The 21,481-nt window shown below is 55.4% G+C and carries 21 protein-coding genes and 1 tRNA gene; 13 read left to right on the top strand and 9 right to left on the bottom strand.

Translation table 11 applies throughout. The features are described 5' to 3' along the window. Positions 1 to 11: 11 nt before the first annotated feature. Both HBA55_RS27000 and HBA55_RS26995 read left to right on the top strand, forming a co-directional pair. Positions 12 to 317: an STAS domain-containing protein gene (locus tag HBA55_RS27000; protein ID WP_166997910.1), complete on the top strand. Its 306-nt coding sequence runs from the start codon at positions 12 to 14 to the stop codon at positions 315 to 317. Positions 318 to 347: 30 nt separating this feature from the next. Beyond that, entirely contained in the window at positions 348 to 2,069 is a 1,722-nt protein-coding gene (locus HBA55_RS26995; RefSeq protein WP_166997908.1) for an ATP-binding SpoIIE family protein phosphatase, read from the top strand. 17 nt (positions 2,070 to 2,086) lie between these two features. On the opposite strand, the gene bioA is transcribed toward HBA55_RS26995, so the two are convergent. The 3 genes from bioA to HBA55_RS26980 all read right to left on the bottom strand — a co-directional run bounded on the left by bioA (position 2,087) and on the right by HBA55_RS26980 (position 5,966). Next, entirely contained in the window at positions 2,087 to 3,367 is a 1,281-nt protein-coding gene (gene bioA / locus HBA55_RS26990; protein ID WP_166997906.1) for an adenosylmethionine--8-amino-7-oxononanoate transaminase, read from the bottom strand. A gap of 110 nt (positions 3,368 to 3,477) precedes the next feature. Then, complete coding sequence (locus HBA55_RS26985; RefSeq protein ID WP_166997903.1) at positions 3,478 to 5,049, bottom strand: methyl-accepting chemotaxis protein; 1,572 nt, start codon at positions 5,047 to 5,049, stop codon at positions 3,478 to 3,480. Positions 5,050 to 5,204: 155 nt separating this feature from the next. After that, complete coding sequence (locus HBA55_RS26980; RefSeq protein WP_166997901.1) at positions 5,205 to 5,966, bottom strand: flagellar brake protein; 762 nt, start codon at positions 5,964 to 5,966, stop codon at positions 5,205 to 5,207. Positions 5,967 to 6,310: 344 nt separating this feature from the next. Here HBA55_RS26980 and ttcA point away from each other — a divergent pair, with 344 nt between their 5' ends. Next, positions 6,311 to 7,228: a tRNA 2-thiocytidine(32) synthetase TtcA gene (gene ttcA, locus HBA55_RS26975; RefSeq protein WP_166997899.1), complete on the top strand. Its 918-nt coding sequence runs from the start codon at positions 6,311 to 6,313 to the stop codon at positions 7,226 to 7,228. Positions 7,229 to 7,370: 142 nt separating this feature from the next. Next, on the top strand, positions 7,371 to 7,736 hold the full coding sequence (locus tag HBA55_RS26970; RefSeq protein WP_166997897.1) for a hypothetical protein: 366 nt from the start codon (positions 7,371 to 7,373) through the stop codon (positions 7,734 to 7,736). 41 nt (positions 7,737 to 7,777) lie between these two features. Here the strand turns inward: HBA55_RS26970 and HBA55_RS26965 are convergent, their stop codons facing one another. Beyond that, the gene (locus HBA55_RS26965; protein WP_166997895.1) at positions 7,778 to 8,293 is read right to left on the bottom strand and encodes a hypothetical protein; all 516 of its coding nucleotides are present in this window, start codon (positions 8,291 to 8,293) and stop codon (positions 7,778 to 7,780) included. Positions 8,294 to 8,520: 227 nt separating this feature from the next. On the opposite strand from HBA55_RS26965, the gene HBA55_RS26960 reads away from it, so the two are divergent. Further along, positions 8,521 to 9,045, top strand: a complete 525-nt coding sequence (locus tag HBA55_RS26960; protein ID WP_166997893.1) for an O-acetyl-ADP-ribose deacetylase — start codon at positions 8,521 to 8,523, stop codon at positions 9,043 to 9,045. Here the strand turns inward: HBA55_RS26960 and HBA55_RS26955 are convergent. Both HBA55_RS26955 and HBA55_RS26950 read right to left on the bottom strand, forming a co-directional pair. Beyond that, positions 9,042 to 9,575, bottom strand: coding sequence for an adenine phosphoribosyltransferase (locus tag HBA55_RS26955; protein ID WP_166997891.1), 534 nt, complete (start codon positions 9,573 to 9,575; stop codon positions 9,042 to 9,044). The two genes, HBA55_RS26960 and HBA55_RS26955, sit on opposite strands and share 4 nt — an antisense overlap. Positions 9,576 to 9,586: 11 nt before the next feature. Then, entirely contained in the window at positions 9,587 to 10,060 is a 474-nt protein-coding gene (locus HBA55_RS26950) for an Lrp/AsnC ligand binding domain-containing protein (protein ID WP_166997889.1), read from the bottom strand. 168 nt (positions 10,061 to 10,228) lie between these two features. Here HBA55_RS26950 and ald point away from each other — a divergent pair, with 168 nt between their 5' ends. Further along, complete coding sequence (gene ald / locus HBA55_RS26945) at positions 10,229 to 11,344, top strand: alanine dehydrogenase (RefSeq protein ID WP_166997887.1); 1,116 nt, start codon at positions 10,229 to 10,231, stop codon at positions 11,342 to 11,344. Positions 11,345 to 11,687: 343 nt separating this feature from the next. After that, positions 11,688 to 14,138: an EAL domain-containing protein gene (locus HBA55_RS26940; RefSeq protein ID WP_166997884.1), complete on the top strand. Its 2,451-nt coding sequence runs from the start codon at positions 11,688 to 11,690 to the stop codon at positions 14,136 to 14,138. A gap of 35 nt (positions 14,139 to 14,173) precedes the next feature. Here the strand turns inward: HBA55_RS26940 and HBA55_RS26935 are convergent, their stop codons facing one another. After that, positions 14,174 to 14,884: a 16S rRNA (uracil(1498)-N(3))-methyltransferase gene (locus tag HBA55_RS26935; protein WP_166997882.1), complete on the bottom strand. Its 711-nt coding sequence runs from the start codon at positions 14,882 to 14,884 to the stop codon at positions 14,174 to 14,176. Positions 14,885 to 14,906: 22 nt separating this feature from the next. Beyond that, positions 14,907 to 15,794 carry a LysR family transcriptional regulator gene (locus HBA55_RS26930; protein ID WP_166997881.1) on the bottom strand — a complete coding sequence of 296 codons (888 nt, stop codon included), beginning with the start codon at positions 15,792 to 15,794 and terminating at the stop codon, positions 14,907 to 14,909. 137 nt (positions 15,795 to 15,931) lie between these two features. On the opposite strand from HBA55_RS26930, the gene HBA55_RS26925 reads away from it, so the two are divergent. From HBA55_RS26925 to HBA55_RS26900, 6 genes are all read left to right on the top strand, one after another. After that, positions 15,932 to 17,128, top strand: coding sequence for an acyl-CoA dehydrogenase (locus HBA55_RS26925; RefSeq protein ID WP_166997879.1), 1,197 nt, complete (start codon positions 15,932 to 15,934; stop codon positions 17,126 to 17,128). Position 17,129: 1 nt separating this feature from the next. After that, complete coding sequence (locus tag HBA55_RS26920) at positions 17,130 to 18,323, top strand: CaiB/BaiF CoA transferase family protein (RefSeq protein WP_166997877.1); 1,194 nt, start codon at positions 17,130 to 17,132, stop codon at positions 18,321 to 18,323. A 35-nt stretch (positions 18,324 to 18,358) separates the two neighbouring features. Next, positions 18,359 to 18,435: transfer RNA gene (locus tag HBA55_RS26915), tRNA-Arg, on the top strand. A gap of 76 nt (positions 18,436 to 18,511) precedes the next feature. After that, positions 18,512 to 19,495 (top strand): arsenosugar biosynthesis radical SAM (seleno)protein ArsS, encoded by a 984-nt coding sequence (gene arsS, locus HBA55_RS26910; protein ID WP_166997874.1) that lies wholly within the window; start codon positions 18,512 to 18,514, stop codon positions 19,493 to 19,495. Then, positions 19,492 to 20,175, top strand: a complete 684-nt coding sequence (locus tag HBA55_RS26905; RefSeq protein ID WP_166997872.1) for a TIGR04283 family arsenosugar biosynthesis glycosyltransferase — start codon at positions 19,492 to 19,494, stop codon at positions 20,173 to 20,175. The genes arsS and HBA55_RS26905 overlap by 4 nt, the downstream gene beginning before the upstream one ends. After that, positions 20,172 to 20,873, top strand: coding sequence for a TIGR04282 family arsenosugar biosynthesis glycosyltransferase (locus tag HBA55_RS26900; protein ID WP_166997870.1), 702 nt, complete (start codon positions 20,172 to 20,174; stop codon positions 20,871 to 20,873). Before HBA55_RS26905 ends, HBA55_RS26900 begins: the two co-directional genes overlap by 4 nt. On the opposite strand, the gene HBA55_RS26895 is transcribed toward HBA55_RS26900, so the two are convergent. Next, positions 20,852 to 21,376 (bottom strand): flagella synthesis protein FlgN, encoded by a 525-nt coding sequence (locus HBA55_RS26895; RefSeq protein WP_166997868.1) that lies wholly within the window; start codon positions 21,374 to 21,376, stop codon positions 20,852 to 20,854. The genes HBA55_RS26900 and HBA55_RS26895 overlap by 22 nt on opposite strands. Positions 21,377 to 21,481: the final 105 nt, after the last annotated feature.

Raw genomic sequence — 21,481 nt, 5'->3', positions numbered from 1 at the left:
TGGAGTAGCTTATGACCATTACAACCAGCACCTCAGCCGATGGCAGCGTTGAAATTTCACTGGCAGAGACTTTCGATTTCAATTGCGTTGAGGACTTTCGCAAGGCCTACGAATCGGTTGCCGAGGAGAGCGTTAAGGCCTTCGTCATCGATTTTCGCAGTACCCACTACATGGACAGCTCGGCGCTGGGTATGCTCATCAATATGCAAAAATACTGGGAGGGACGCTGTTCCCAGTACCGCATCATCAATGCCAATCAGCAACTGAAAAAAATATTTGCCATCTCCCGCTTTGATAAAAAGTTCACCATTGAATAACATTGTGAGAATGCTGCAGGATGGCGATTTATGATTCAGGACGATCAGGAACACAAAGCTGCGGAGACTGATGAGCAACTTCTGAAAGTGCTTATCGTTGACGACCACCAGTACAATCGTGATCTGCTTGCCTTTATTCTGGAAGATCACGGCTACACCCAGGTACAGGCTGGTGATGGTGAGCAGGCCGTGGAGATGCTGCAGACCGACAAGGATATTGGCGTGGTACTGATGGACGTCAATATGCCGGTCATGGATGGTCGTGAAGCGACACGAATCATCAAAAATACCGTCAAAGATCGATTTATCCCCATTGTTTTTGTAACCGCCCTCGACGACGACGAAACCCTGTCGCAGTGTCTGCAAGCCGGAGGTGATGACTTCGTCCCGAAGCCGGTCAATGAAAATGTGTTATTGGCCAAGCTCGCCGCTCACCGACGTACGGCGGGGTTGTATCGCCAGTTACAGGAAATCAATCAAACACTGTCTTACCACCAGCGCCTGATGGAACGCGAGCATGCGATTGTCGATCACGTGTTTAAAAAGGGAATGACACGGGTTGATTCCGAGTGTGAAAATGTCAATTTTCACATATCCCCCATGTCCATGTTTAATGGTGACGTGCTGTTGGTGGCGCCAAGCCCCTCCGGCGGTCTTTATGTGCTGCTGGGTGACTTTACCGGGCACGGTTTATCGGCGGCCATCGGCAGTCTGCCGGTGTCAGACATTTTCTATGCCATGACGGCCAAGCAAACCAGCGTTGCGGAGTTGGCGGCAGAGATCAATCACAAACTGCAGGACCTATTGCCAAGCAATATGTTTTTCTGCGCCGCCATTCTGGAGTTTTCATCCGGGGGGGATCGCCTCAGCTACTGGGTGGGCGGGATGAATGATTTGCTTTTGGTGGCCGCGGACGGTGGCGTTGTTCGACGCTTGGAGGCGCAGCATATGCCTCTGGGCGTACTGACGGAAGACGAATTTGAATCCAACACCGAAACTGTGACGCCGCCACCGGGGACACGCCTGTTTGCCTACACCGACGGTGTCATAGAAAGCCAGAACGAAAAGGGTGAGCTGTTTGGCGAGGAGCGCTTGGAAGAAGTTCTGACTGCTCCGTGCGACAGCATGGTCGAGGCAGTCTCTCGGGCAGTCTACGATTACCGCAAAGGCGGTGAGCAGACGGATGACATGTCGATGGTCGAGGTGCTCTGTGCACCGATTGTGCATACTCAAACGATTCCCCTGAGTGCCAATACCACGGCGTTATCTATGCCCTGGGAGCTCAAATTCCGTCTCGGCGCGACGGAACTGCGTCGGGATGATGTGGTGGCCAGTCTTATCAGTCAACTGGGTGGTGTTGCCGCAATCAAACCTCATCTGGATATTTTGTTTACATTGATCAGTGAGTTGTTCAGCAACGCGTTGGAACACGGTTTATTGGGATTGGATTCTTCGCTCAAAAGCGATCCGGACGGATTCCAGCAATACTATCAATCGCGCAAGCGGCGGTTGGAACAGCTCTCGGAAGGATCGATCGATATTACCCTCAGAGTCATCGGCGCTGCGCTCAACAAGCTGGAGATCGTGGTGTCAGATTCCGGTGAGGGCTTTGACGTGTCGAGCACGGAGAAGGGGTTGGCGCATATTGATGACTCCTTCGGTCGGGGTATCAGCTTGATCGGTTCGCTGGCAGAGAGCGTCGAGTACAGCAACGGTGGCAGTACCGTCACCGCACGCTATCGATTGGACTGACCCCGTTAAATGGCTGCTCAAAGAGCAGCCAAGACCTCACACATTCCGCGGGTCAGCCGCTCAAGCTCGCTATCAGACATGATGTAGGGCGGCATCACATACACCAGTTTGCCAAACGGTCGAAGCCAGAGTCCCCGTTCAACAAAGGCTTTTTGAATTTCAGCCATTACCACGGGTTGCTTCATTTCCACCACACCGATGGCACCCAGTACCCGTACTTCCTCAACGGCGTTGAATTCAGAGATCGGATCCAGCCCCTGGGTCAGCAGGGATTCGATTCGCTGTATGTTTTGCTGCCAGGGTTGATCCAGTAGCAGGCGGGTACTGGCCAAAGCTGTGCTTGCCGCCAGCGGATTTCCCATAAAGGTCGGGCCATGCATGAAAACGCCGGCTTCGCCCCGGCAGATGCCATCACTGATGCGGTCGCTGCACAGCGTTGCCGCCATGGTCATGTAGCCGCCGGTCAGGGCCTTGCCCAGGCACAGGATGTCAGGTTCAATGTTTGCGTGTTCACAGGCAAAGAGTTTGCCGGTACGGCCAAACCCCGTCGCAATCTCGTCGGCGATCAGAATCACCTGATGGCGATCACAGAGATCGCGGGCCAATTTGAGATACTCCGGCGGGTAAAAACGCATGCCCCCGGCTCCCTGAACGATAGGCTCCAGGATTAATGCCGCCAACTCGTGATGATGTTGCGCCATTAATTGTTCCAGATCCTTGCCGTATTCTGAACGCCAGGCCGTGTCGTAGCCGGCAACCGGCGCTTTGGTGAACAGGTTGGGCATTAAGTTGTGCTGAAACAGATGATGCATGCCGGTGACGGGGTCGCACACTGACATAGCGCCAAAGGTATCACCGTGGTAGCCGTTGCGCAGGCTCAGCAAGCGGTTTTTTTCCGCTTTGCCCTGGCTGTGCCAGTACTGTATTGCCATCTTGATCGCCACTTCCACGGCGACAGACCCTGAATCCGAAAAAAACACTTTGTTCAGTGAGGCTGGCGTAATGTCCACCAGCAGTTTGCCAAGCTCTGCGGCCGGTCGGTGGGTGAGTCCGCCGAACATCACATGGGACATTTTCTGCACTTGGTCGTTGACGGCGGCATTCAGCGTTGGGTGGTTATAACCGTGAATGGCGCTCCACCAGGAGGACATGCCATCGAGCAGTTCACGCCCGTCCTCCAGCGTCAATGTTGCCCCGCTGGCGGATGCCACCGGGTAACAGGGGGGCGCGTCTAAAAAGGATGAGTAGGGGTGCCAGACGTGGTTGCGGTCAACGGCGAGGAGTTGGTCGGGGGTCATGCTGGCCTCCTGCAAAATCCGCCATTGTACGGCGAGCCGGATTCAAATCCCAGCTCGCCTGGTGGCTGGCCTTGAATTAAATGGCTGCGCCGTTTAACGGGTCGTGCCGCTTACTGAAAGCGCTCGACCAGGTTGAGCTGTTTCTCGGTCAGTTCGGCCATTTCCTGACTGAGGTTGGCGGCTGACTGGGCCTCCTCCTGGGTACGGGTTGAAATATCATTAATCGACTGGGTGTTGTTCTCGATTTCAATGGCAGAACAGGATTGTTGTTCAGCGGCTGAGGCAATCTGTTGGGACATCTGGTCGATGGAGTTCACAGATTCACTGATGGAGGCCAGGGCACCGTCTACGTTGCTCATTTCATCCACGCTTTTCTCGGCCAGCTGCTGGCAGTCACCCATATTGGCAGCGGCATCGCGTGTGGCGCTGCCGAGTTTTTCAATGATGTCCTGAATGTGTTGGGTGGACTCTTGTGTGCGTTGCGCCAAAGTCCGGACTTCGTCTGCCACCACGGCAAAACCGCGCCCCTGTTCGCCGGCGCGGGCCGCCTCAATAGCGGCGTTGAGAGCCAACAAATTGGTCTGCTCGGCAATGCCTCGGATCACATCAACCACCGATGCGATCTGGGCGCTGTCCGCCGACAGGCGCTCCACCACCGTGCCCAGGTTGGCAACCGTTCCGGACAAGTCCTGAATCGCCTGGCTGGCGCCTTGCAGCACCTGAGTACCCTGTCCCACCTGCTGCAGGGCTTCGCTGGTGGCGCCGGAGGTTTGCGTCGCCCCTGCAGCCACATCCTGTACCGCCTTGGACATCTGCTTCATGGCCACCGCCACTTTCTCGGTTTCCATCTGCTGCGCGGTCATACCATTGTGACTGCAACGGGCCTGTTCCAGTGCCATCTCCGAGCGTTGGCGCACCTCCCTGGAGGATTCGATAAAACGGCCCAGGGCCGTACGCAGGCGTGCCTGTTGAGCCAGCTGGGCAAATTCGATTTCGCCAATCGCGTCCGCCCGCCCGGTGTAGATATAAGCGGCCAGGGGGTCGTTGATTTCACGTCGGGCCAGCTGCAGGGCTTCCTGCTGACCACGTTGGGCCAACCAGGTACAGGCGATGCCGGCAATCACACTGGTCAAGAGGCTGCCGATGATGCTGCCTGCGTCAAGTCCGGCAAAAATGGCGAGATCGATCAGCAGCAGCACAAACACCGTGGTGGTGCTGAGTGCGAAATCCACCAAACGATGTTTCCAACGGGCGACGGCCGAGATCGGGGGCTGGCCGCTGTTAATGCGGTCATAGGTGTTTTGGGCACGATCAATCACTGTCTTGTCGGCCTTCACCCGCACGGATTCGTAGCCGGTGATATTGCCGCCTTCTCGCAGCGGCGTAACATAGGCATCCACCCAGTAGTGATCACCGTTCTTGCAGCGGTTCTTAACGATGCCCATCCAGGGCTTGCCGCCTTTGATTCGATCCCACAGCATCTGAAAGGCGGCCGCGGGCATATCCGGATGGCGCAACAGATTGTGGGGTTGATGCATCAGCTCGTCGTTTTCGTAGCCGGCAATGCGACAGAAAGTATCGTTGCAAAAAGTGATGATTCCACGGGTATCTGTGGCAGAGACAATTTCGTCTTTCGTACCCAGGGGGACTTCCCGCCCGGTGACGGGCCCGTTGTTGCGCATCTTAACTCACCTTATGATTCTTATGGCTACCCTGACCGGCATAGCGTTTTTGACTTTCCTTGACGGAGTACTGAGGCCGCTCCTCCCAGCAGACCAGACTCATAGTATAGTGTTTATAACGGCGGGTTATGAACAATCTTGAGCAAGCTGGCAGCCTAGGCTGCCTGGGGAGAGCTCTCCAGACTTTCCACCAGCTGTTTGAGCTGCAGTTGATGCTGGGGCGCCAGGTCTTTGAACTCTACGCTGATTTCGGTATGGCGATAGGGACGCCTAAGAAACCGAAATGCCTTGACCCGGGCCTGGCACTGCACTTTGAAGTCACTGTGAAAACTGAACTCACAGCGCGGCAACAGCACGTTGCGGGACAGCTGATCGAGAATGTTGCCGCCCACCACCAGACGCATACCGCCAATCGATAGATTATTGGCGGTAGCGTACCAGGGCGTGCGGCGTGGGGACTGCAGGCGCACCGTGAGGGGATGTTGTCGGCTGAGGGAGATACGGGTGGAGGTTCGGCGCTGCCGATATCCCACTTGCTCGGGCAGTGTCAGAGTGTATACCGGGGTTCCCAGGCTCAGAGTCAGGGATTCCAGGGTTGAGGTAAACGTCAGTAACTGTCCATGCTGGTGGTGCCTGACGGTAAATCGGTCGCCGGGCTGGTAAATAAAGTCGGCAGGTTGTGGGAAGAGTTCATCCAGTTCCAGTGTACGATTGGCTAAATCAACCGCCAGAATCATGCTTTGAAAAGTGTCCCCGGTACGCTCGCTGATCACCTCGATCAGCTGGCGTTTATCCTGCAGGGCAAACAGGGGGGCATAGCGTTTAATGGTGCTGGACAAGTCGTTGAGCGCAGGTGTCTCGGTAGGGGTAGCAGGTTTGCGGCTGAATTTTTGCAGAACAGCTTGCAAAATGGCCATAGGCCCTTGTCTCCTGTTGTTGCGAACGGGCAATAGTTGCGAACTGGCAATAGTAGCGCGTAGGCAATATGAATCCTGGCCAGCGGCAAGTGGTGTTGCCGCCAGAGTCTTAACAGCAGTACTGCAAGGGGTATGCCAAGCGCTGTTGAGTCTGGTTCGCATGGGTACAGGCCCCATGAAACCTGAGGTTACCGTTGCGGGAGTGGGGTTCTGTACGGCTCGGCGGCAGCTGTTCTCAGGCAGTCCACTGCCGCCGGAGCGGCAACCGCCGGCAGCCGCGAGGATTGTATTTCCTCAATCGCACAAAATCCGTACAATGCCTGCTTTTTCAGAGGTTGTTACCGATGTCCGATGTGGTTGAGCGCAAAGCGCGGACCGAATTTAACAAGCTGCAGAAGCGATTGCGTCGCAATGTGGGCAATGCCATCGTCGACTACCAGATGGTGGAAGAGGGTGATGTCATCATGGCCTGCATCAGCGGCGGCAAAGACAGCTTTGCCATGCTGGACATTCTCCTGAACCTGCGCCTGAACGCTCCGGTCAATTTTGACGTCATTGCTGTCAATATGGACCAGAAGCAGCCCGGTTTCCCGGAGCATGTTTTGCCGGAGTATTTTGAATCCATCGGTGTTCCTTATTACATTGTGGATAAAGACACTTACAGTGTGGTGAGGGAGAAAATCCCGGAAGGCCAGAAGACCTGTGGGCTGTGTTCACGCCTGCGTCGCGGTACTCTGTATGCCTTCGCTGAAAAGATTGGCGCCACCAAGCTGGCCCTGGGCCATCACATGGACGACATCGTGGAGACGCTGTTCCTGAATATGTTTCACGGCAGTCGGCTGAAGGCGATGCCGCCCAAACTGCGCTCGGACGATAAGCGTAATGTGGTGATCCGGCCGCTGGCCTATTGTCGGGAAAAGGATCTGATCGCCTACGCAGATCACAAACAATTCCCCATTATTCCCTGCAATCTGTGCGGTTCCCAGGAGAATCTGCAGCGCCAGGCAATCAAGGCCATGCTGCATGAGTGGGAGCGCAACGACGTCAGTCGTGTGGAGCGTATCTTCAAGTCCATACAGAACGTTTCGCCCAGCCAGCTTGCCGATATGTCTTTGTTTGACTTCCATAACCTGCCCCTGGACCGCAGTGGTGAGCGAGACGCCTATGATTATGAGGAGGCAACCGTCAGCGCTTTTAGCACACGGGAAGTCGGTGTATCCAATAGCGGAGTACAACTGGTGGAAACCGTTGAGGTGGGATGAGACTGCGCTCGGATGATTTTGATATAGCAATAGCATTTGCCCGAACCCATGGTTCTTTGTCAAACTGCAGGTCTTCTGCTATTAACTTATAAGAGAGGGATTTTTTATGCTGAAGCAGGGAATGCGAGTAGGAGACCATTCAATGGCCGATTTATACGAAGTGGTTTATATCGATAAGTTTGAGGATATAACGGAAGCTACGGTGGCCAGGGAAAGCTTAAAAAGTCGTTTTGGCCTGAACGATCATATGCTTAGCACGCTATCCAGTGGTGTGCCCGTGGTAGTGAAGAAAAATGTCGATCTGGAAGAGGCCAGAAGGTTTGAACAGGCCATCAAGGATTCAGGTGGAGTCTGCTGGGTTCAGGAAATGGCACCGGATGGCCGATTTCATGAGCGTCGCCTCGAACAGCGACGTAAGCAGCAGGACCGTCGTCATCAGGTTCGCGGTTCAGCGATTGTCCCGGATCGTCGCAGCGGTAAAGGGCGGCGCACGCTTGACCCCCATTAACCCCTTGTTCTTTGTTGGAGGCCCACAAGCCACTCTCTGAGCTAGGCCGCTGTGGCCTTTTGTGAATTCGCGGCCAGTTGCAGCCCCTCAATGCTCTCCCGATAACTGTTGATAAAAGACTCGGGGTTTAATGTTTCGGATTGGCACCAGTATCGGTGCCAGATTTCAGCCAATGTCGCAAGGCCGGCACCATCGGGAATCACCGCTCCCGCCTGCTGATACTTCAACCAGGCCAGCGCTGTGGCGTAGCTGAGATTGGTCGCCAACTCGGCGTGAGGATGTGCCAAAAACTCATGCTGGCTGGCCAGACCTCGAATCCTGGAGGCCAGATCCGGGTCGTTGATCAGGTATTGGTCCCAGAGTTGGATGTGAGTCTGCGGTTGAATCTGGTATATACCCAGACCCTCATTGTTATCACTGGTCAAATGAAAGCCCAGCCCCGAGGCCTGGGCGGCGGTACCCATTAGCAGGTTTTCGACACAGGGCCGGTCATCGCCCAGATGCAGGAGGGTGGGCTGGATGACGAATTGTCTCAGTTCCTTGGCGCAAATCCCCATACGGATACCTCAATAAGCTTGGATTTCGCAGGCTCTTCATGGCTATCGGCGAAAGCGTTCTTAGTTGTAGTACGCAATGGCTATAGCCGCCAGTTTTTTTGTGAACTATCTGTCTTAGCCGTTGGTTGCTCTGTCGGCTTTCCGGCGCTTTTGTTGGCGCTGGGCTACTATTGCAGTTGATGCAGCAATTAACATTCCAGTAAAGACTCCCGGCAAGGAACAATCCCATGGCTCTGGATATTCAGGTTAAAACCGCAGACATCACCCAGTTGGAGGTGGATGTGGTGGTCAACGCCGCCAATAGCGCGCTTGCCGGTGGTGGAGGGGTGGACGGTGCTATTCATCGTGCCGCCGGAGCAGAGCGGTTACAGCGCGCTTGCAGGGCATTGGGCGGTTGCCCAACCGGAGAGGTGCGGGCGACAGCAGGCTTTGATTTAGCGGCCGCCGCAATCTATCACACCGTGGGTCCCATCTGGCGGGGTGGCAATGACAACGAACCGGAGTTGCTGGCCAGCTGTTATCGCAATTGCCTGCAGCTGGCGAAAGAGCAGGGGCGAGGTTCGATTGCATTTCCGGCGATCAGTTGTGGTGTCTATGGTTACCCCCTGGAGCAGGCAGTAGCGATTGCGGTGGCCGAAGCGCGAACATTTGCTCCTGATAATGGCTCAGTTGAAACCCTGGTGTTTTGTTGCTTCGACCAGGCGATGGCCGCACGCTACCGTGCAGAATTAACCAGACAAACGGATACCTAATCCAGCATCAGCAGGCTGTAATTGGCAATGCCGGTGTCGCTGAGACGTTCAAGCCCGCCGCTATTGCTCATGGCAATAATAGCGGCGACTTCGATCACGCTGGCGCCGCTGCGCTGAAGCAGCTGAGTTGCCGCCAGTGCGGTACTACCAGTGGCGATCAGATCGTCCACCACTAACACTGTCGCATCTTCCGGCAGCGTATCTCTCTGGATCTCCAGGATGTTGGTTGATTGCCCACTGGCAAATTCCAGGCTCTCCACCGGCGGTGGCAGCTTGCCTGGTTTGCGAATCAGAACCAGCGGCAGATTCAGTACATAGGAGAGATTGGAGCCCAACAGGAATCCGCCAGCGTCCAGAGCGACAATATGGCTGATATCCTGTTCCAGATAACGCTGGGTCATAGCATCGGTGATCATGCGGGTGGTCACCGGGTTGCGGAACAGGGGGGTGATGTCCAGTGACCCCATACCTTCATGAGGCCAGTTCTCAACCCTCTGAACATGGGATTTGAGCAGGAATTCGTCAATCATCGTTGTTCACCTCAACGGTTATAGTGCACCGGGATCTCGGTAGTGTCTTTTACTTCCTCCATCACAACATAGCTGGTGCACTCGTGTACGCCCGGCAGTGTCAACAGGGTTTCTCCGTAAAATTTGCGGTAAGAGCCCATATCGGCCACCCGCGCCTTGAGTAAATAGTCGAAACTGCCAGAGACCAAATAACACTCCTGAATCTCCGGCAATGCCATGGCGGCATCCCGAAACGCCTCGAAAGTGTCCTGGGCGGAGCGCGACAGACGAATCTGCACAAACACCACCAGTCCCGCGTCCAGATAGTCGGGATTGATCAGGGCGGTGTAGCCCTTTATGACGCCATCCCGCTCCAATCTTTTGACGCGTTCCTTGCAGGGGGTCGCGCTCAATCCGACCTGTCTGGAGAGCTCCGCAAAGCTGGTTCGACCGTTTTTTTGCAGTACGCGAATAATATTTTTATCAAGGGTATTAAGCTTTTCCATGATGCTAGCCAAAATCACTATTCTATATGCCAATGATAGTTCATTTGACTGGATGAGGGCAAAAATAAGGAAAATTTCCGCCGAAACGAAGCCTAAGATAGTCACATAACGTTGATTGTTACCAACCCCGTCTAGTTGATGTCGAATAGCGACACTGGAGAGAGTGATATGTTGATCGGTGTACCCAAGGAAATTAAGAACCACGAGTACCGTGTGGGCCTGACCCCTGCCAGCGTACGAGAGCTGGTTGGTCGCGGTCACGAAGTAATCGTAGAAACCCAGGCCGGCGCCGGAATCGGTTTTGAAGACGAAGCCTACGTAAAGGCTGGCGCCAGCATTATTGATACCCCTGAAGAGATTTTTGCCACGGCCGAAATGGTGGTCAAGGTGAAAGAGCCTCAGCCACACGAATGTCGCCAGCTGCGTGAAGGTCAGCTGCTGTTTACCTATTTGCACCTGGCCGCCGACCCTGAGCAGGCTCGCCTGCTGGCTGAGTCTGGCGCGACCTGTATCGCCTATGAAACCGTTGTCGATCGCAATGGCGGTCTGCCGTTGTTGGCGCCTATGTCAGAAGTTGCCGGTCGCCTGTCAGTACAGGCCGGTGCCTACCATCTGCAGAAGGCCCAGGGTGGTCTGGGTGCGTTGCTCGGCGGTGTTCCCGGGGTTGCTCCGGCCAAGGTGCTGGTGATCGGTGGTGGCGTTGTAGGTACCCAGGCGGCCACTATGGCTGTGGGGCTGGGTGCTGATGTGACTATTCTGGATCGTTCCCTGCCGCGTCTGCGTCAGTTGGATACTGAATTCGCCGGTCGTGTTAAGTGTGTTTACTCCAGCACTGAGAGCATTGAGCAATATGCGCTGGAAGCAGATCTGGTGGTTGGTGCAGTGCTTATCCCCGGCGCCGCAGCGCCCAAGCTGCTGAGCCGTGAACTGATCTCCCGTATGAAGAAAGGCTCTGTGATTGTGGATGTGGCCATCGACCAGGGTGGATGCTTTGAGACCTCCAAGGCGACCACTCACCAGGAGCCCACTTACGTGGTTGACGGTGTGATTCACTACTGCGTAGCCAACATGCCAGGCGCGGTTGCCCGTACCTCCACCATGGCTTTGAATAATGCCACTCTGCCGTTTGCGCTGGCACTGGCCGACCTGGGTGCCGAAGAGGCACTCAAGCGTGATGCCAACCTGCTGCCTGGCCTGAACATCTACAAAGGCCAAGTGACTTGTGAGCCTGTGGCTCAGGCGCTCAATACCGAGTTTGTAGCGCCGGCTGATCTGCTGGGCTGATTGGTTATACCCTTCGGTGCGATTGCGGCCCCTAAAGCCGAACTCGCATCATCGGGCGCGCCAGCCTTACACGGTGGCTGGCGGGCCTTCTTCCCTCGCTTGTGGGTGGCAAAATACCACCCATCGCGCTCGCCGGTGACCTCTCGCCGGCTCTTTTTTACCCGGTTCGGGTGATACACACAAAAAGTGTGCCTGTTGTGGTCTCAAATAAGCATAAAAGCGACAGATCCTACCGATTCTTGCTATGCTTGTTGCACCGGCGGCAGGGGGTAATGGCAAATTCGTCGTGCCCCAGAGCTCTGTCGGCAAGATACAGATCATCGGGTTGATTAAGAGAGCGTGCGTGCAGTCATTCTTTCAGGGTATTTCCTATCGTCTTGCCAAGGTCGGCGTGATACTGGCCTTTGCCCTTGGTCTGGCCATGAGTTCCTTTCAGTTGTACCTGGACTTTCAGGCCCAGGAGGACGAACTCGATCTTTTGGTTGGCCAGGTTATTGAGGTTGCCGCGCCTCCGGCCACTCGCGCTGTTCACACCCTGGACGATGACCTCTCCTCAGAGGTGGTCAATGGCCTGCTGGCCTATGATTTTATCTACGAGGTGGCGGTACTCGATGAATTGGGTAATGTGCTGGCCCGGGGTGAAAAACCCCGTCCGAAGACCTCTACCAGCTGGTTGACCGGCTATATCTCCCAGTCGTCGAAGGTGTACACCTCTCGTCTTAAAATTCCCGGCTATGGCGACACTGCGGCCGGATCAATTACTTTTAAGGTCGATCTTAACTCTGCACTGGGCAACTTTTACCAGCGCTCCAAATTAGTCATCCTCAGCGGCATGGTGCGTAACATGCTGCTGGTGTTATTGCTGTTTGTGGCTTTTTATTACACCTTGACCAGCCCCCTGATTCGTATGCTCAAGGAGATCCAGAGTATTCGACCGGAAGAGCCCGGGCATCATCGCATCACTGTGCCCAATCCCCAGCGCCAGGACGAACTGACCCAGCTGGCGATTTCCAGTAATCAATTGCTGGACGCCGTGGGAGAGGCGTTTGTACAGCGGTTGCATGTAGAGCAGGCATTGCGGGACAGCGAAGAAGCCATTCGTATGATCATCAATGAACTGCCGGCTATGGTGGGGGTGCAGCATCTCGACGGCACCATCGAGTTCGCCAATCAGAATATGGCCAGTTTTTTTGGCAAAACGGTGGAGTCTATTGCCGGCGTTAATATGATGGACTTTGGCTTCACGCTTGAGACCTCAACATCCCGATCGGGTTCGTCCGCTCAGCCGGGTCAGAGTGAGATGTTGTCCGGCAGCTTCGAGGGTTACTTTGAAGCCGTGTCGGGGCAGAAACGCTATCTACAGGGTCATGTCAAACCGATTACGCTCAAGGGCGAACGTTTTAGCCTGATTGTTGCCACCGACATATCCGCGCGCAAAGAGGCGGAAGAAAAAATGGAGTACATGGCTTACCACGACGCGCTCACCAATCTGCCCAACCGGGTGCATTTGGTGGAGCGTCTCGAGCATGAAATCGTGCGCGCCCGTCGTCATCGATACTACGGCGCGGTGCTGTTTATCGATCTCGATCATTTCAAGAATATTAACGATTCGCTGGGGCACCCGGTGGGTGATCAACTGCTAAAACAGGTGGCACAACGGTTGCTCAATTCCGTGCGCGAGGAAGACCTTGTCGCACGACTGTCCGGCGATGAGTTTGTGGTGGTGTTGACCGTATTGGATCAGGACCTGGATACCGCTGGCTTGAAAGCTGGCGAAGTGGCGGAAAAAATTCGCAAGAGCCTGTCTCAGCCCTATCCCTACAAAGACATGAAACTGCACGTTTCCTGCAGTATTGGCATCGTTGTTTATTCTGACAACGAAACCTCCGTACACGAACTGCTGCGGTTTGCCGATACCGCCATGTATCAAGTCAAGGATAAGGGGCGCGACGCCATCGAATTCTTTAACCTGGGCATGGCGGACAAGGTGTCTCACCAATTGCAGCTGGAAGGGGAGTTGCACAAGGCGTTTGCCGAGCAGCAGTTCCTGCTGTATTACCAGCCCAAGGTGTGTATCGAAAGTGGTCGTATCCTGGGCGCGGAAGCGCTGCTGCGTTGGGAACACCCGAAGCGGGGATTGGTTTCGCCCGGAGAATTTATCCCCATTCTGGAGGCCTCAGGGCTGATGATGGATGTGGGGTTATGGATTATCGAAGAGGGCTGTCGCACCTTGAGAACTCTGGCGTATCAGGGGCTCTGGGGCGAGCGCATGAAGTTGAGCCTGAATATCAGCCCGCGCCAGTTCCGGGGGCAAAACTTTGTCGATGATATGGCGCGCGTGCTGCACGAGATAGCGATACCCGACAACAGCCTGGATATCGAAATTACCGAAGGGGTGGTGATTCAAAATGTTGAAGAGACCATCTCCACCATGACAACCTTGTCGTCCATGGGTATCAGCTTCTCACTGGATGATTTTGGTACCGGTTATTCCTCTATCAGTTATCTCAAACGACTGCCGGTTACTACGTTGAAAATCGACTACAGTTTTGTGCGCGACATTGTCACTGATCGCAATGATCGCGTGTTGGTGGAAACCATTGTCACCATGGGCAAGCTGCTGGATCTGGATGTCGTGGCCGAAGGGGTCGAGGAAAAAAGCCAGCTGGACATGCTGGCAGCGTTCGGTTGCAGTTGTTACCAGGGGTTCTATTACAGCAAGCCTGTGCCGTTGGATGAGTTTGTCCTGCTGCTGGAGAAAGACAAGCAGCTGGATGCGGCGCTTTCATCCTGATTGTTCCTAAGCGACAGCTTTTTACACAACAACTTCTATGAAAACAGCTTGGCCAGCAGAACCGGTACGGCCGTTTCCACTCGTAAAATTCGCTCTCCCAGGTGGATGGTTTGGCATCCCGCCTGTTCTAGGCAGTCAATTTCGTAATCAATAAATCCGCCTTCCGGTCCGATCAGAAGCACGGTCTCTTCTTCACTTGCAGGCGGACAGGCCAGCGCACGGCGGGGGTGTGCCACCAACGCACGTTTGTTTTTTGCCAGCTCAGGCAATCGATCTTCCACAAAGGGTTTAAAGCGCTGTACCAATTCGATCTGCGGTAAACAAGTATCGACGCCCTGTTCCAGGCCCAGAATCAATTGTTCATGGATCGTCTGGGGCTGCAATTGAGGTGTCTGCCAGAAGCTTTTCTCCACCCGTTGACTATGGACAAAGATCAAGTGTTTAACGCCCATGGTGGCAATGGTCTGCAGAATTCGTTTGAGCATCTGTGGGCGGGGGAGGCCCACAACCAATGTCAGTGGCAGAGATTTGGGCGGCGTCTGATTCAGTTCAAAGCGGATCTCAGCGACTTCTGAGTCGAGACGGGTAATGGTGCCCGCGCCCATGTCGCCATTGAGCAGGCCGATACGTAGCGAGTCACCGACCTGGGCGCGGTGAACTTTGAGCAGATGTTCCAGCCTGCGGCCGGTAACGCGGGCGGTCTGGGAGCTGGTCAGATGCTCGGGTTCGAGCAGCAGAAGATTCATGGCGCGTCCAAAAAAGGCGCCATTATGCCTGCCGCTCTACCAGCCAGTCCATAAAAGCCTGATTGGCGCGGGAGATAACCTGATCACGGCGTCGTGCCACCGCCAGTTGGATATGACGAGCCGGCTGCAAAGGAATGCCCTGGATATCGGTCTCCTCTCTGGCCATCATGCTCAGGCCCACGGTAATCCCCAGATGCTGCCTGACCATGCGCACGATCAGGGGCAAGAAGTTGGTTTGCATGCGGATGTCCGGTTGGATCTCGGCCTGCCGGCAAAGCTGGTCGAAGCTCTGGCGAATAAAGTAGTCCTTTTCGTACAGCACCATGGGCACATCATTCAGCTCTGAAACGTCGATTTGCTGCCGTTCCCGATAGGGGTGTTCTGTTCCCACGCAAACCTGGATTTCGTCCGCAACCAGGGCGATCAATTCCAGATCCGGGTGGCTGTCCAGGGGTTCTCCCTCGCGGCGAGTGACCACACCTAGCTCCAGCTCCTGGTTCAGCAGCAGTTCTTCGATGCGACGGGTGCCAGTCTGCGTAATGGAGGCTGTTAATCCGCTGTGTTGAGTCAGAAAGTCACCAAGCAGCTGAGGCAAAAAATAGGTGGCCACCATAGAAGGGCAGGCGATGGTGATTTCGCCCTGCAGCAGCTGTTTGCGGGCCTGCAAATCGCTTTGCAGGGCCTCCACCTGTTGCAGTATGGCGCTGGCTCGTTGCAGTAACTCCAGTCCCTCCCGGGTGGGGGTGACCTGACGTTTGGAGCGCTGCAGCAGCACTGTGTCCAGCTCCTCTTCCAGCTTCTTGACAGCGATGCTGACGGCGGGTTGTGCCATGTGCAGGCTCTCTGCGGCGCGGCTGACGCTGCCCAGCTCCGCGACACGACAGAAGATTTGAAGTTTACGAAGGTCCATCGAATCAATAGGTCCGCATTTATTTTGTATATCAATAATATATGAAAATCATAATTAATATATATTTTATTTATTCGTGGAGCGTTGATACTCTTTTACGCATTAACTCAAACATAAACGAACGACAGGTGAACGCTATGGGAGATCAAGCAGTGAAGGGCAAGAGCTGGGGCAAACTCAATTGGCAGGATCCTTTCCTGCTCGATCAGCAGCTGACAGAGGAGCAGCGTCTGGTGCGCGACAGCGCCTACCAATATGCTCAGGATAAGCTGCAGCCTCGCGTTCGCGAAGCCTTTCAAAAGGAAGAGACGGATGCCGCCATCTTCCGTGAAATGGGTGAGATGGGTCTTCTGGGCGCCACCATTGAGGGTTACGGTTGCCCCGGTGTCGACTACATCAGCTACGGCTTGATCGCCCGTGAAGTGGAACGTGTGGACTCCGGCTACCGCTCCATGATGAGCGTGCAGTCTTCGCTCGTGATGTACCCCATCTACGCCTATGGCACTGAAGCCCAGCGCGAAAAATACCTGCCTAAGCTCGCCACCGGTGAGTGGATCGGCTGCTTTGGTCTGACGGAGCCCAACCACGGTTCTGATCCCGGTGGAATGGTCACCCGCGCTCGCAGCGTTGACGGCGGCTACAAGATCAGTGGTGCCAAAATGTGGATCACCAACAGCCCCATTGCTGATGTGTTTGTGGTCTGGGCCAAGACAGATGACGACGTGATTCGCGGCTTTATTCTGGAAAAGGGTATGGAAGGTCTGAGCGCGCCCAAGATTGAAGGCAAGCTGGCTCTGCGTTCCTCCATTACCGGCGAAATCGTGATGGACGAGGTGTTTGTCAGCGAAGACCAGCTGCTGCCCAATGTTCAGGGTCTCAAAGGTCCTTTCGGCTGCCTGAACAACGCTCGCTTTGGTATTGCCTGGGGTGCCCTGGGTGCCGCTGAGGCCTGCTGGCACACGGCTCGTAATTACACCATGGACCGCCAACAGTTTGGTCGTCCACTGGCTGCTACCCAGCTGGTGCAAATGAAACTGGCCGAAATGCAAACCGAAATCAGTCTCGCGCTGCAGGGCTGTTTCCGCGCCGGCCAGCTGATGGACGCCGGTCAGATCGCGCCTGAGCTGATTTCTCTGATCAAGCGTAACTCGTGCGGCAAGTCCCTGGAAATCGCCCGTACTTCCCGTGACATGTTGGGTGGCAATGGTATCTCTGATGAGTTCCCGATTATGCGCCATATGGTCAACCTGGAAGTGGTTAATACCTATGAAGGTACCCACGACATTCACGGTCTGATTCTTGGCCGTACCCAGACCGATATCGCGGCCTTTTAAAATGACTCAGGCCCTGTCTCACCTTAAGGTTCTGGATCTGTCCCGAGTATTGGCTGGCCCCTGGGCCGGTCAGCTGCTGGCGGACTTTGGCGCGGATGTGATCAAGGTGGAACGACCGGGAAAGGGGGACGACACCCGTTCCTGGGGGCCTCCGTTTATGCCTGCGGAAGATGGCAGTGACAGCAGCGAATCGGCCTACTTTATGGCTGCCAACCGCGGTAAACGATCCGTATGTCTGGACATCACCACTGCCGAAGGTCAGGCTGCTGTGCGGCAACTGGCCGGCGAGTGTGATGTGGTGCTGGAAAACTTCAAGGTAGGCGGCGCCGCCAAGTATGGTCTGGACTACGACAGTCTGGCCAAGGACAACCCCGGTCTGATCTACTGTTCCATAACCGGTTTCGGGCAGGAGGGGCCATACAGCCATCGGCCCGGCTATGATTTTCTTGTGCAGGCCATGGGCGGACTCATGAGCGTTACAGGCGAAGCGGATGGAGAGCCGGGCGCCGGACCGCAAAAAGTGGGAGTGGCTCTGACCGATATCATGACCGGTCTCTATGCCACCATCGGTATTCTGACCGCACTGGCGGAGCGGGAGAAGTCCGGCCTGGGTCAGTATGTGGATCTGGCATTGCTGGATGTCACCGCAGCGACCCTGGCCAACCAGGCCACCAATTATCTGGTTGGAGGTATGGTACCCGGGAGGCTGGGCAACGCTCATCCCAATATTGTCCCTTACCAGAGCTTTACCACCAATGATGGACATTGCATTGTCGCCGTGGGTAACGACGACCAATTTCGTCGTTTTTGTGAGGTTATTGGTGAGGCCGAGCTGGCCAATGACGAGCGCTATCATACCAACGCTGCAAGGGTAAAAAACCGTCGTGAGTTGGTGCCAGTGCTGCAGCATCGTCTGTTGGAGCGCAGCCGAGACGAATGGCTGGCGCTGTTCGAACAGGCGGGCGTGCCGGCCGGACCAATCAATACCATTGACGATGTGTTTGATGATCCACAGATCCGCCATCGCCAGATGCGGGTCAATGTGCCTCACTCCCTGAATTCAGAATTGGAGTTGCCGGGCAACCCCATCAAATTGTCTCGCACACCGGTTAACTACGACCGCCCGCCGCCGATGCTGGGTGAGCATACGGAAGAAGTGATGCAACAGTACTCGCTGGATTTCGACAGTCATTGAATCCTGGACGGCAGATGTTAGAATGCCGGTCCCTTGTCCCCGTAGCTCAGCTGGATAGAGCAAGCGCCTCCTAAGCGCTAGGTCGGACGTTCGAATCGTCTCGGGGACGCCATTTTCTCAATCGAACTTTCCCGCCGCTTTAAAATCTCATAGAGTGGCCCCTTCGGATTGAGGATTGTTTTACCGTTATGCACGATTCCACCGCGCGCTTGCGCGATAGTGATTTTCCCGCCCTGAAACGCGGCAAACTCAGCACGCTCCAGGTGAATCTGGGTTATCTCTGTAATCTCAGCTGTACCCACTGTCATGTCAATGCGGGGCCGCGACGCACCGAGCTGATGTCTCGTGAAGTGATCGACCAGCTGTTGGACTTTATTCGCGCCCGCGATATCCACTTACTGGATCTCACCGGCGGTGCGCCGGAGATGAATCCGCACTTTCGCTACTTTGTCACTGAAGCGCGCAAACTGGGCGTGGAGGTGATCGACCGCTGTAATCTGACGATTTTGTTGGAACCGGGTTACGAGGATCTGGCTGAATTTTTGGCAGAGCAGGCGGTGCAAGTGACGGCATCCTTGCCCTGTTACGAAGAAGCCAACGTGGCAGAGCAGAGGGGTAAAGGAGTTTACCAACAGTCCATAGAGGCGCTGCAACTATTGAATGGCCTTGGATACGGTAAAGACCCCCGGCTATCTCTGGACCTGGTATACAACCCCAATGGTGCCTTCCTGCCGCCACCCCAAGGGCCGTTGGAGCAGGATTACAAGGCTCACCTGCGGGACGACTACGGCATTGAGTTTAATCAACTGCTGACCATCACCAATATGCCCATCAGCCGATTCGGCAGCATGTTGATTTCCAAGGGGCAGTTCGATAGCTATATGCAGCTGCTCAAAGACAACTTTTCCCAGGACAATCTGGCGTCGGTCATGTGCCATCAGTTAATCAGTGTTGATTGGCAGGGCTATGTGTATGACTGCGACTTTAACCAGATGTTGGGCTGGGGCATGGTTGATCCTCGGGGGGATCAGATCATTGCCAGAGATTCCGCTCGGACTCATATCGCTGACCTGCTGGAGGTGGATCTGGAAGGTGACAGCATCGTTGTCGGTGAACACTGCTATGGTTGTACTGCCGGCCAGGGCAGCAGCTGCGGTGGTGCACTCAGTTGACCTTGCTCAGTATCGTTATTCCCGCCTATAACGAAGAAACCGTTATTGAGGTCACACTGCGGTCGTTGCAGGCCTTTCGTCGCGGTGGCGGAGAGGTGATTTTAAGTGATGGTGGCAGTACCGATCGCACCAAGGAACTGGCCACACCCTGGGTGGATAAGATCGTCACCGGTGCCAGGGGGCGTGCAGCACAGATGAACCTCGGGGCCCGGCACGCGACGGGCAAGTGGCTGTTGTTTCTGCATGCCGACACGCGCCTGCCTGACGATTTCTGTGAGCAGATGCAGTCGCTTATCGATACGTCGTCGCCATCGCGCCAGTGGGGCTTTTTTACGGTGCATTTGTCCGGGCGACTGTGGATGCTGCGAGTGGTTGCCTGGTTTATGAATCGGCGCTCGCGGCTGACATCGGTCGCCACCGGAGATCAGGCCATCTTTGTCTGCCGAGCACTTTGGAAAGCGCTGGGAGGCTACGCCGAGATGCCATTGATGGAAGACGTGGAATTCAGCAAGCGCGCCCGTCGTTATACTCGCCCCTGGGTGGTCAAGGCACCTCTGGAGACCTCCGGTCGCCGATGGGAGCAGCGGGGGGCTCTACGCACGATATTGCTGATGTGGTGGCTGCGATTGCAATATTTTCTGGGCGTCAGCCCGGAATCCCTGGCGAGGCAATACCGATGAGGTCTTCTCTCGCTTTGCTTCAGTTTGTCAAGCCGCCACATCCGGGTCAGGTGAAAACCCGTATGCGCCCCCATCTCAGTGAGGAGCAGTGTTTACGGCTTCACTGTGCAATGGCTACCCATGTCTTTGAAGCATTGAATCAACCGCTGCTGTGGGATTACGAGCTGTGGCTAGGAGGCCCGCTGACAGATCAGGATCAAGAGCTGGAACAGCTGCTGGGGGTCAACGCTGAAGAGTTGGGGCCGGGCTTCTCCATTTGCCAGCAACAAGGGGCGGATTTGGGGGCGCGGATGCACGATGCCCTGCAGCAATCTTTGGCAAGCCATGACTTTGCCATTGTGATTGGCAGTGATTGCCCCTGGCTGGATCTGTCTGTGATCGAACGGATGCAATCGGTATTGGAGCGAGGTGCGGAAGCGGTGGTGGTGCCAGCCCGGGACGGTGGTTATGTGGCTCTGGGGCTCAGCCGGCCTTTACCGGGCCTGTTTAAAGGGGTGAGTTGGGGGACAGAGAAGGTGTTGCTGCAGACGCTGGAGCGTTTGCAGTCGGGGCGCGATTTGGGGCGACCTGTACGCTATCAGCTGCTGGAAGAGCTCGCTGATGTGGACAGGCCCGAAGACCTGCTACTGTTGCAGCCGTTTTCCTGGGCGCACCCCTTTTTGGATAAAGCGTTGGGTCAGGCCCTGACGACAGTATGACTGCGGGGGCCTGAGGAGGCGGTGCCCGCCTGATTGTAGAGCTTGGGCGCTTCTACCTGCTGTCGTCCTCTCAGAATCGACAGCAGTTGCTTGAGGGTGTTCTGACCCCGGGCGATCACCTTGCCGTTGACCTCGTTCTGCGCTTTGCAGTCTTGCAGCCGCTGCTGAAAGTCTTCCCACAGTTGCGAGAGTTTGGGGTCATTGGCTTTTTTCATCAGCTGATCCCAGCGCCGATGCTGTTCTTCTTCTGAGCTGCCAACGGGCAGTTTCAGCCAAACCGTTTTTTGCTGGGCGCTGTTCTCCAGCTGCTTGATCAACCCCTGTTTGCGGGCAATCAACTCGTGCAGCTGGGTCTGGTCGCGCTCCTGTATAGCCTGGCCTTCCGACTCAAGGATGTTGAAGAGCTGTTGCGCCGCCTGCAGGTCCTTGGAGAGCATTTCTTCCATGGCCTGTTTCGAGAGTGGCGGGGCGGTAACACGCTGGCGTGAATGGATCTGGGGCATGGGTCCTCCTCTGCAGTGAGCTGCAGATGGTCAACGGATCGGGTGTGTCGCTAGTGAATGGCTCTGGGATTGGGAATTGCAGCGCGATTCTGGGGGCGACTTCTT

Origin of the sequence: Pseudomaricurvus alkylphenolicus (genome assembly GCF_011683955.1) — a bacterium.
Lineage (GTDB): Bacteria > Pseudomonadota > Gammaproteobacteria > Pseudomonadales > Cellvibrionaceae > Pseudomaricurvus > Pseudomaricurvus alkylphenolicus.
Note: the sequence above shows the minus strand (reverse complement) of the source record. Positions and strands in the feature narration are given on the sequence as shown.

Bases quoted from the DNA above. Each gene is read 5' to 3' on its own strand.
- HBA55_RS27000 (WP_166997910.1), top strand. From the start codon at position 12: ATGACCATTACAACCAGCACCTCAGCCGATGGCAGCGTTGAAATTTCA.
- HBA55_RS26995 (WP_166997908.1), top strand. From the start codon at position 348: ATGATTCAGGACGATCAGGAACACAAAGCTGCGGAGACTGATGAGCAA.
- bioA (WP_166997906.1), bottom strand. From the start codon at position 3,367: ATGACCCCCGACCAACTCCTCGCCGTTGACCGCAACCACGTCTGGCAC.
- HBA55_RS26985 (WP_166997903.1), bottom strand. From the start codon at position 5,049: ATGCGCAACAACGGGCCCGTCACCGGGCGGGAAGTCCCCCTGGGTACG.
- HBA55_RS26980 (WP_166997901.1), bottom strand. From the start codon at position 5,966: ATGGCCATTTTGCAAGCTGTTCTGCAAAAATTCAGCCGCAAACCTGCT.
- ttcA (WP_166997899.1), top strand. From the start codon at position 6,311: ATGTCCGATGTGGTTGAGCGCAAAGCGCGGACCGAATTTAACAAGCTG.
- HBA55_RS26970 (WP_166997897.1), top strand. From the start codon at position 7,371: ATGGCCGATTTATACGAAGTGGTTTATATCGATAAGTTTGAGGATATA.
- HBA55_RS26965 (WP_166997895.1), bottom strand. From the start codon at position 8,293: ATGGGGATTTGCGCCAAGGAACTGAGACAATTCGTCATCCAGCCCACC.
- HBA55_RS26960 (WP_166997893.1), top strand. From the start codon at position 8,521: ATGGCTCTGGATATTCAGGTTAAAACCGCAGACATCACCCAGTTGGAG.
- HBA55_RS26955 (WP_166997891.1), bottom strand. From the start codon at position 9,575: ATGATTGACGAATTCCTGCTCAAATCCCATGTTCAGAGGGTTGAGAAC.
- HBA55_RS26950 (WP_166997889.1), bottom strand. From the start codon at position 10,060: ATGGAAAAGCTTAATACCCTTGATAAAAATATTATTCGCGTACTGCAA.
- ald (WP_166997887.1), top strand. From the start codon at position 10,229: ATGTTGATCGGTGTACCCAAGGAAATTAAGAACCACGAGTACCGTGTG.
- HBA55_RS26935 (WP_166997882.1), bottom strand. From the start codon at position 14,884: ATGAATCTTCTGCTGCTCGAACCCGAGCATCTGACCAGCTCCCAGACC.
- HBA55_RS26930 (WP_166997881.1), bottom strand. From the start codon at position 15,794: ATGGACCTTCGTAAACTTCAAATCTTCTGTCGTGTCGCGGAGCTGGGC.
- HBA55_RS26925 (WP_166997879.1), top strand. From the start codon at position 15,932: ATGGGAGATCAAGCAGTGAAGGGCAAGAGCTGGGGCAAACTCAATTGG.
- HBA55_RS26920 (WP_166997877.1), top strand. From the start codon at position 17,130: ATGACTCAGGCCCTGTCTCACCTTAAGGTTCTGGATCTGTCCCGAGTA.
- arsS (WP_166997874.1), top strand. From the start codon at position 18,512: ATGCACGATTCCACCGCGCGCTTGCGCGATAGTGATTTTCCCGCCCTG.
- HBA55_RS26900 (WP_166997870.1), top strand. From the start codon at position 20,172: ATGAGGTCTTCTCTCGCTTTGCTTCAGTTTGTCAAGCCGCCACATCCG.
- HBA55_RS26895 (WP_166997868.1), bottom strand. From the start codon at position 21,376: ATGCCCCAGATCCATTCACGCCAGCGTGTTACCGCCCCGCCACTCTCG.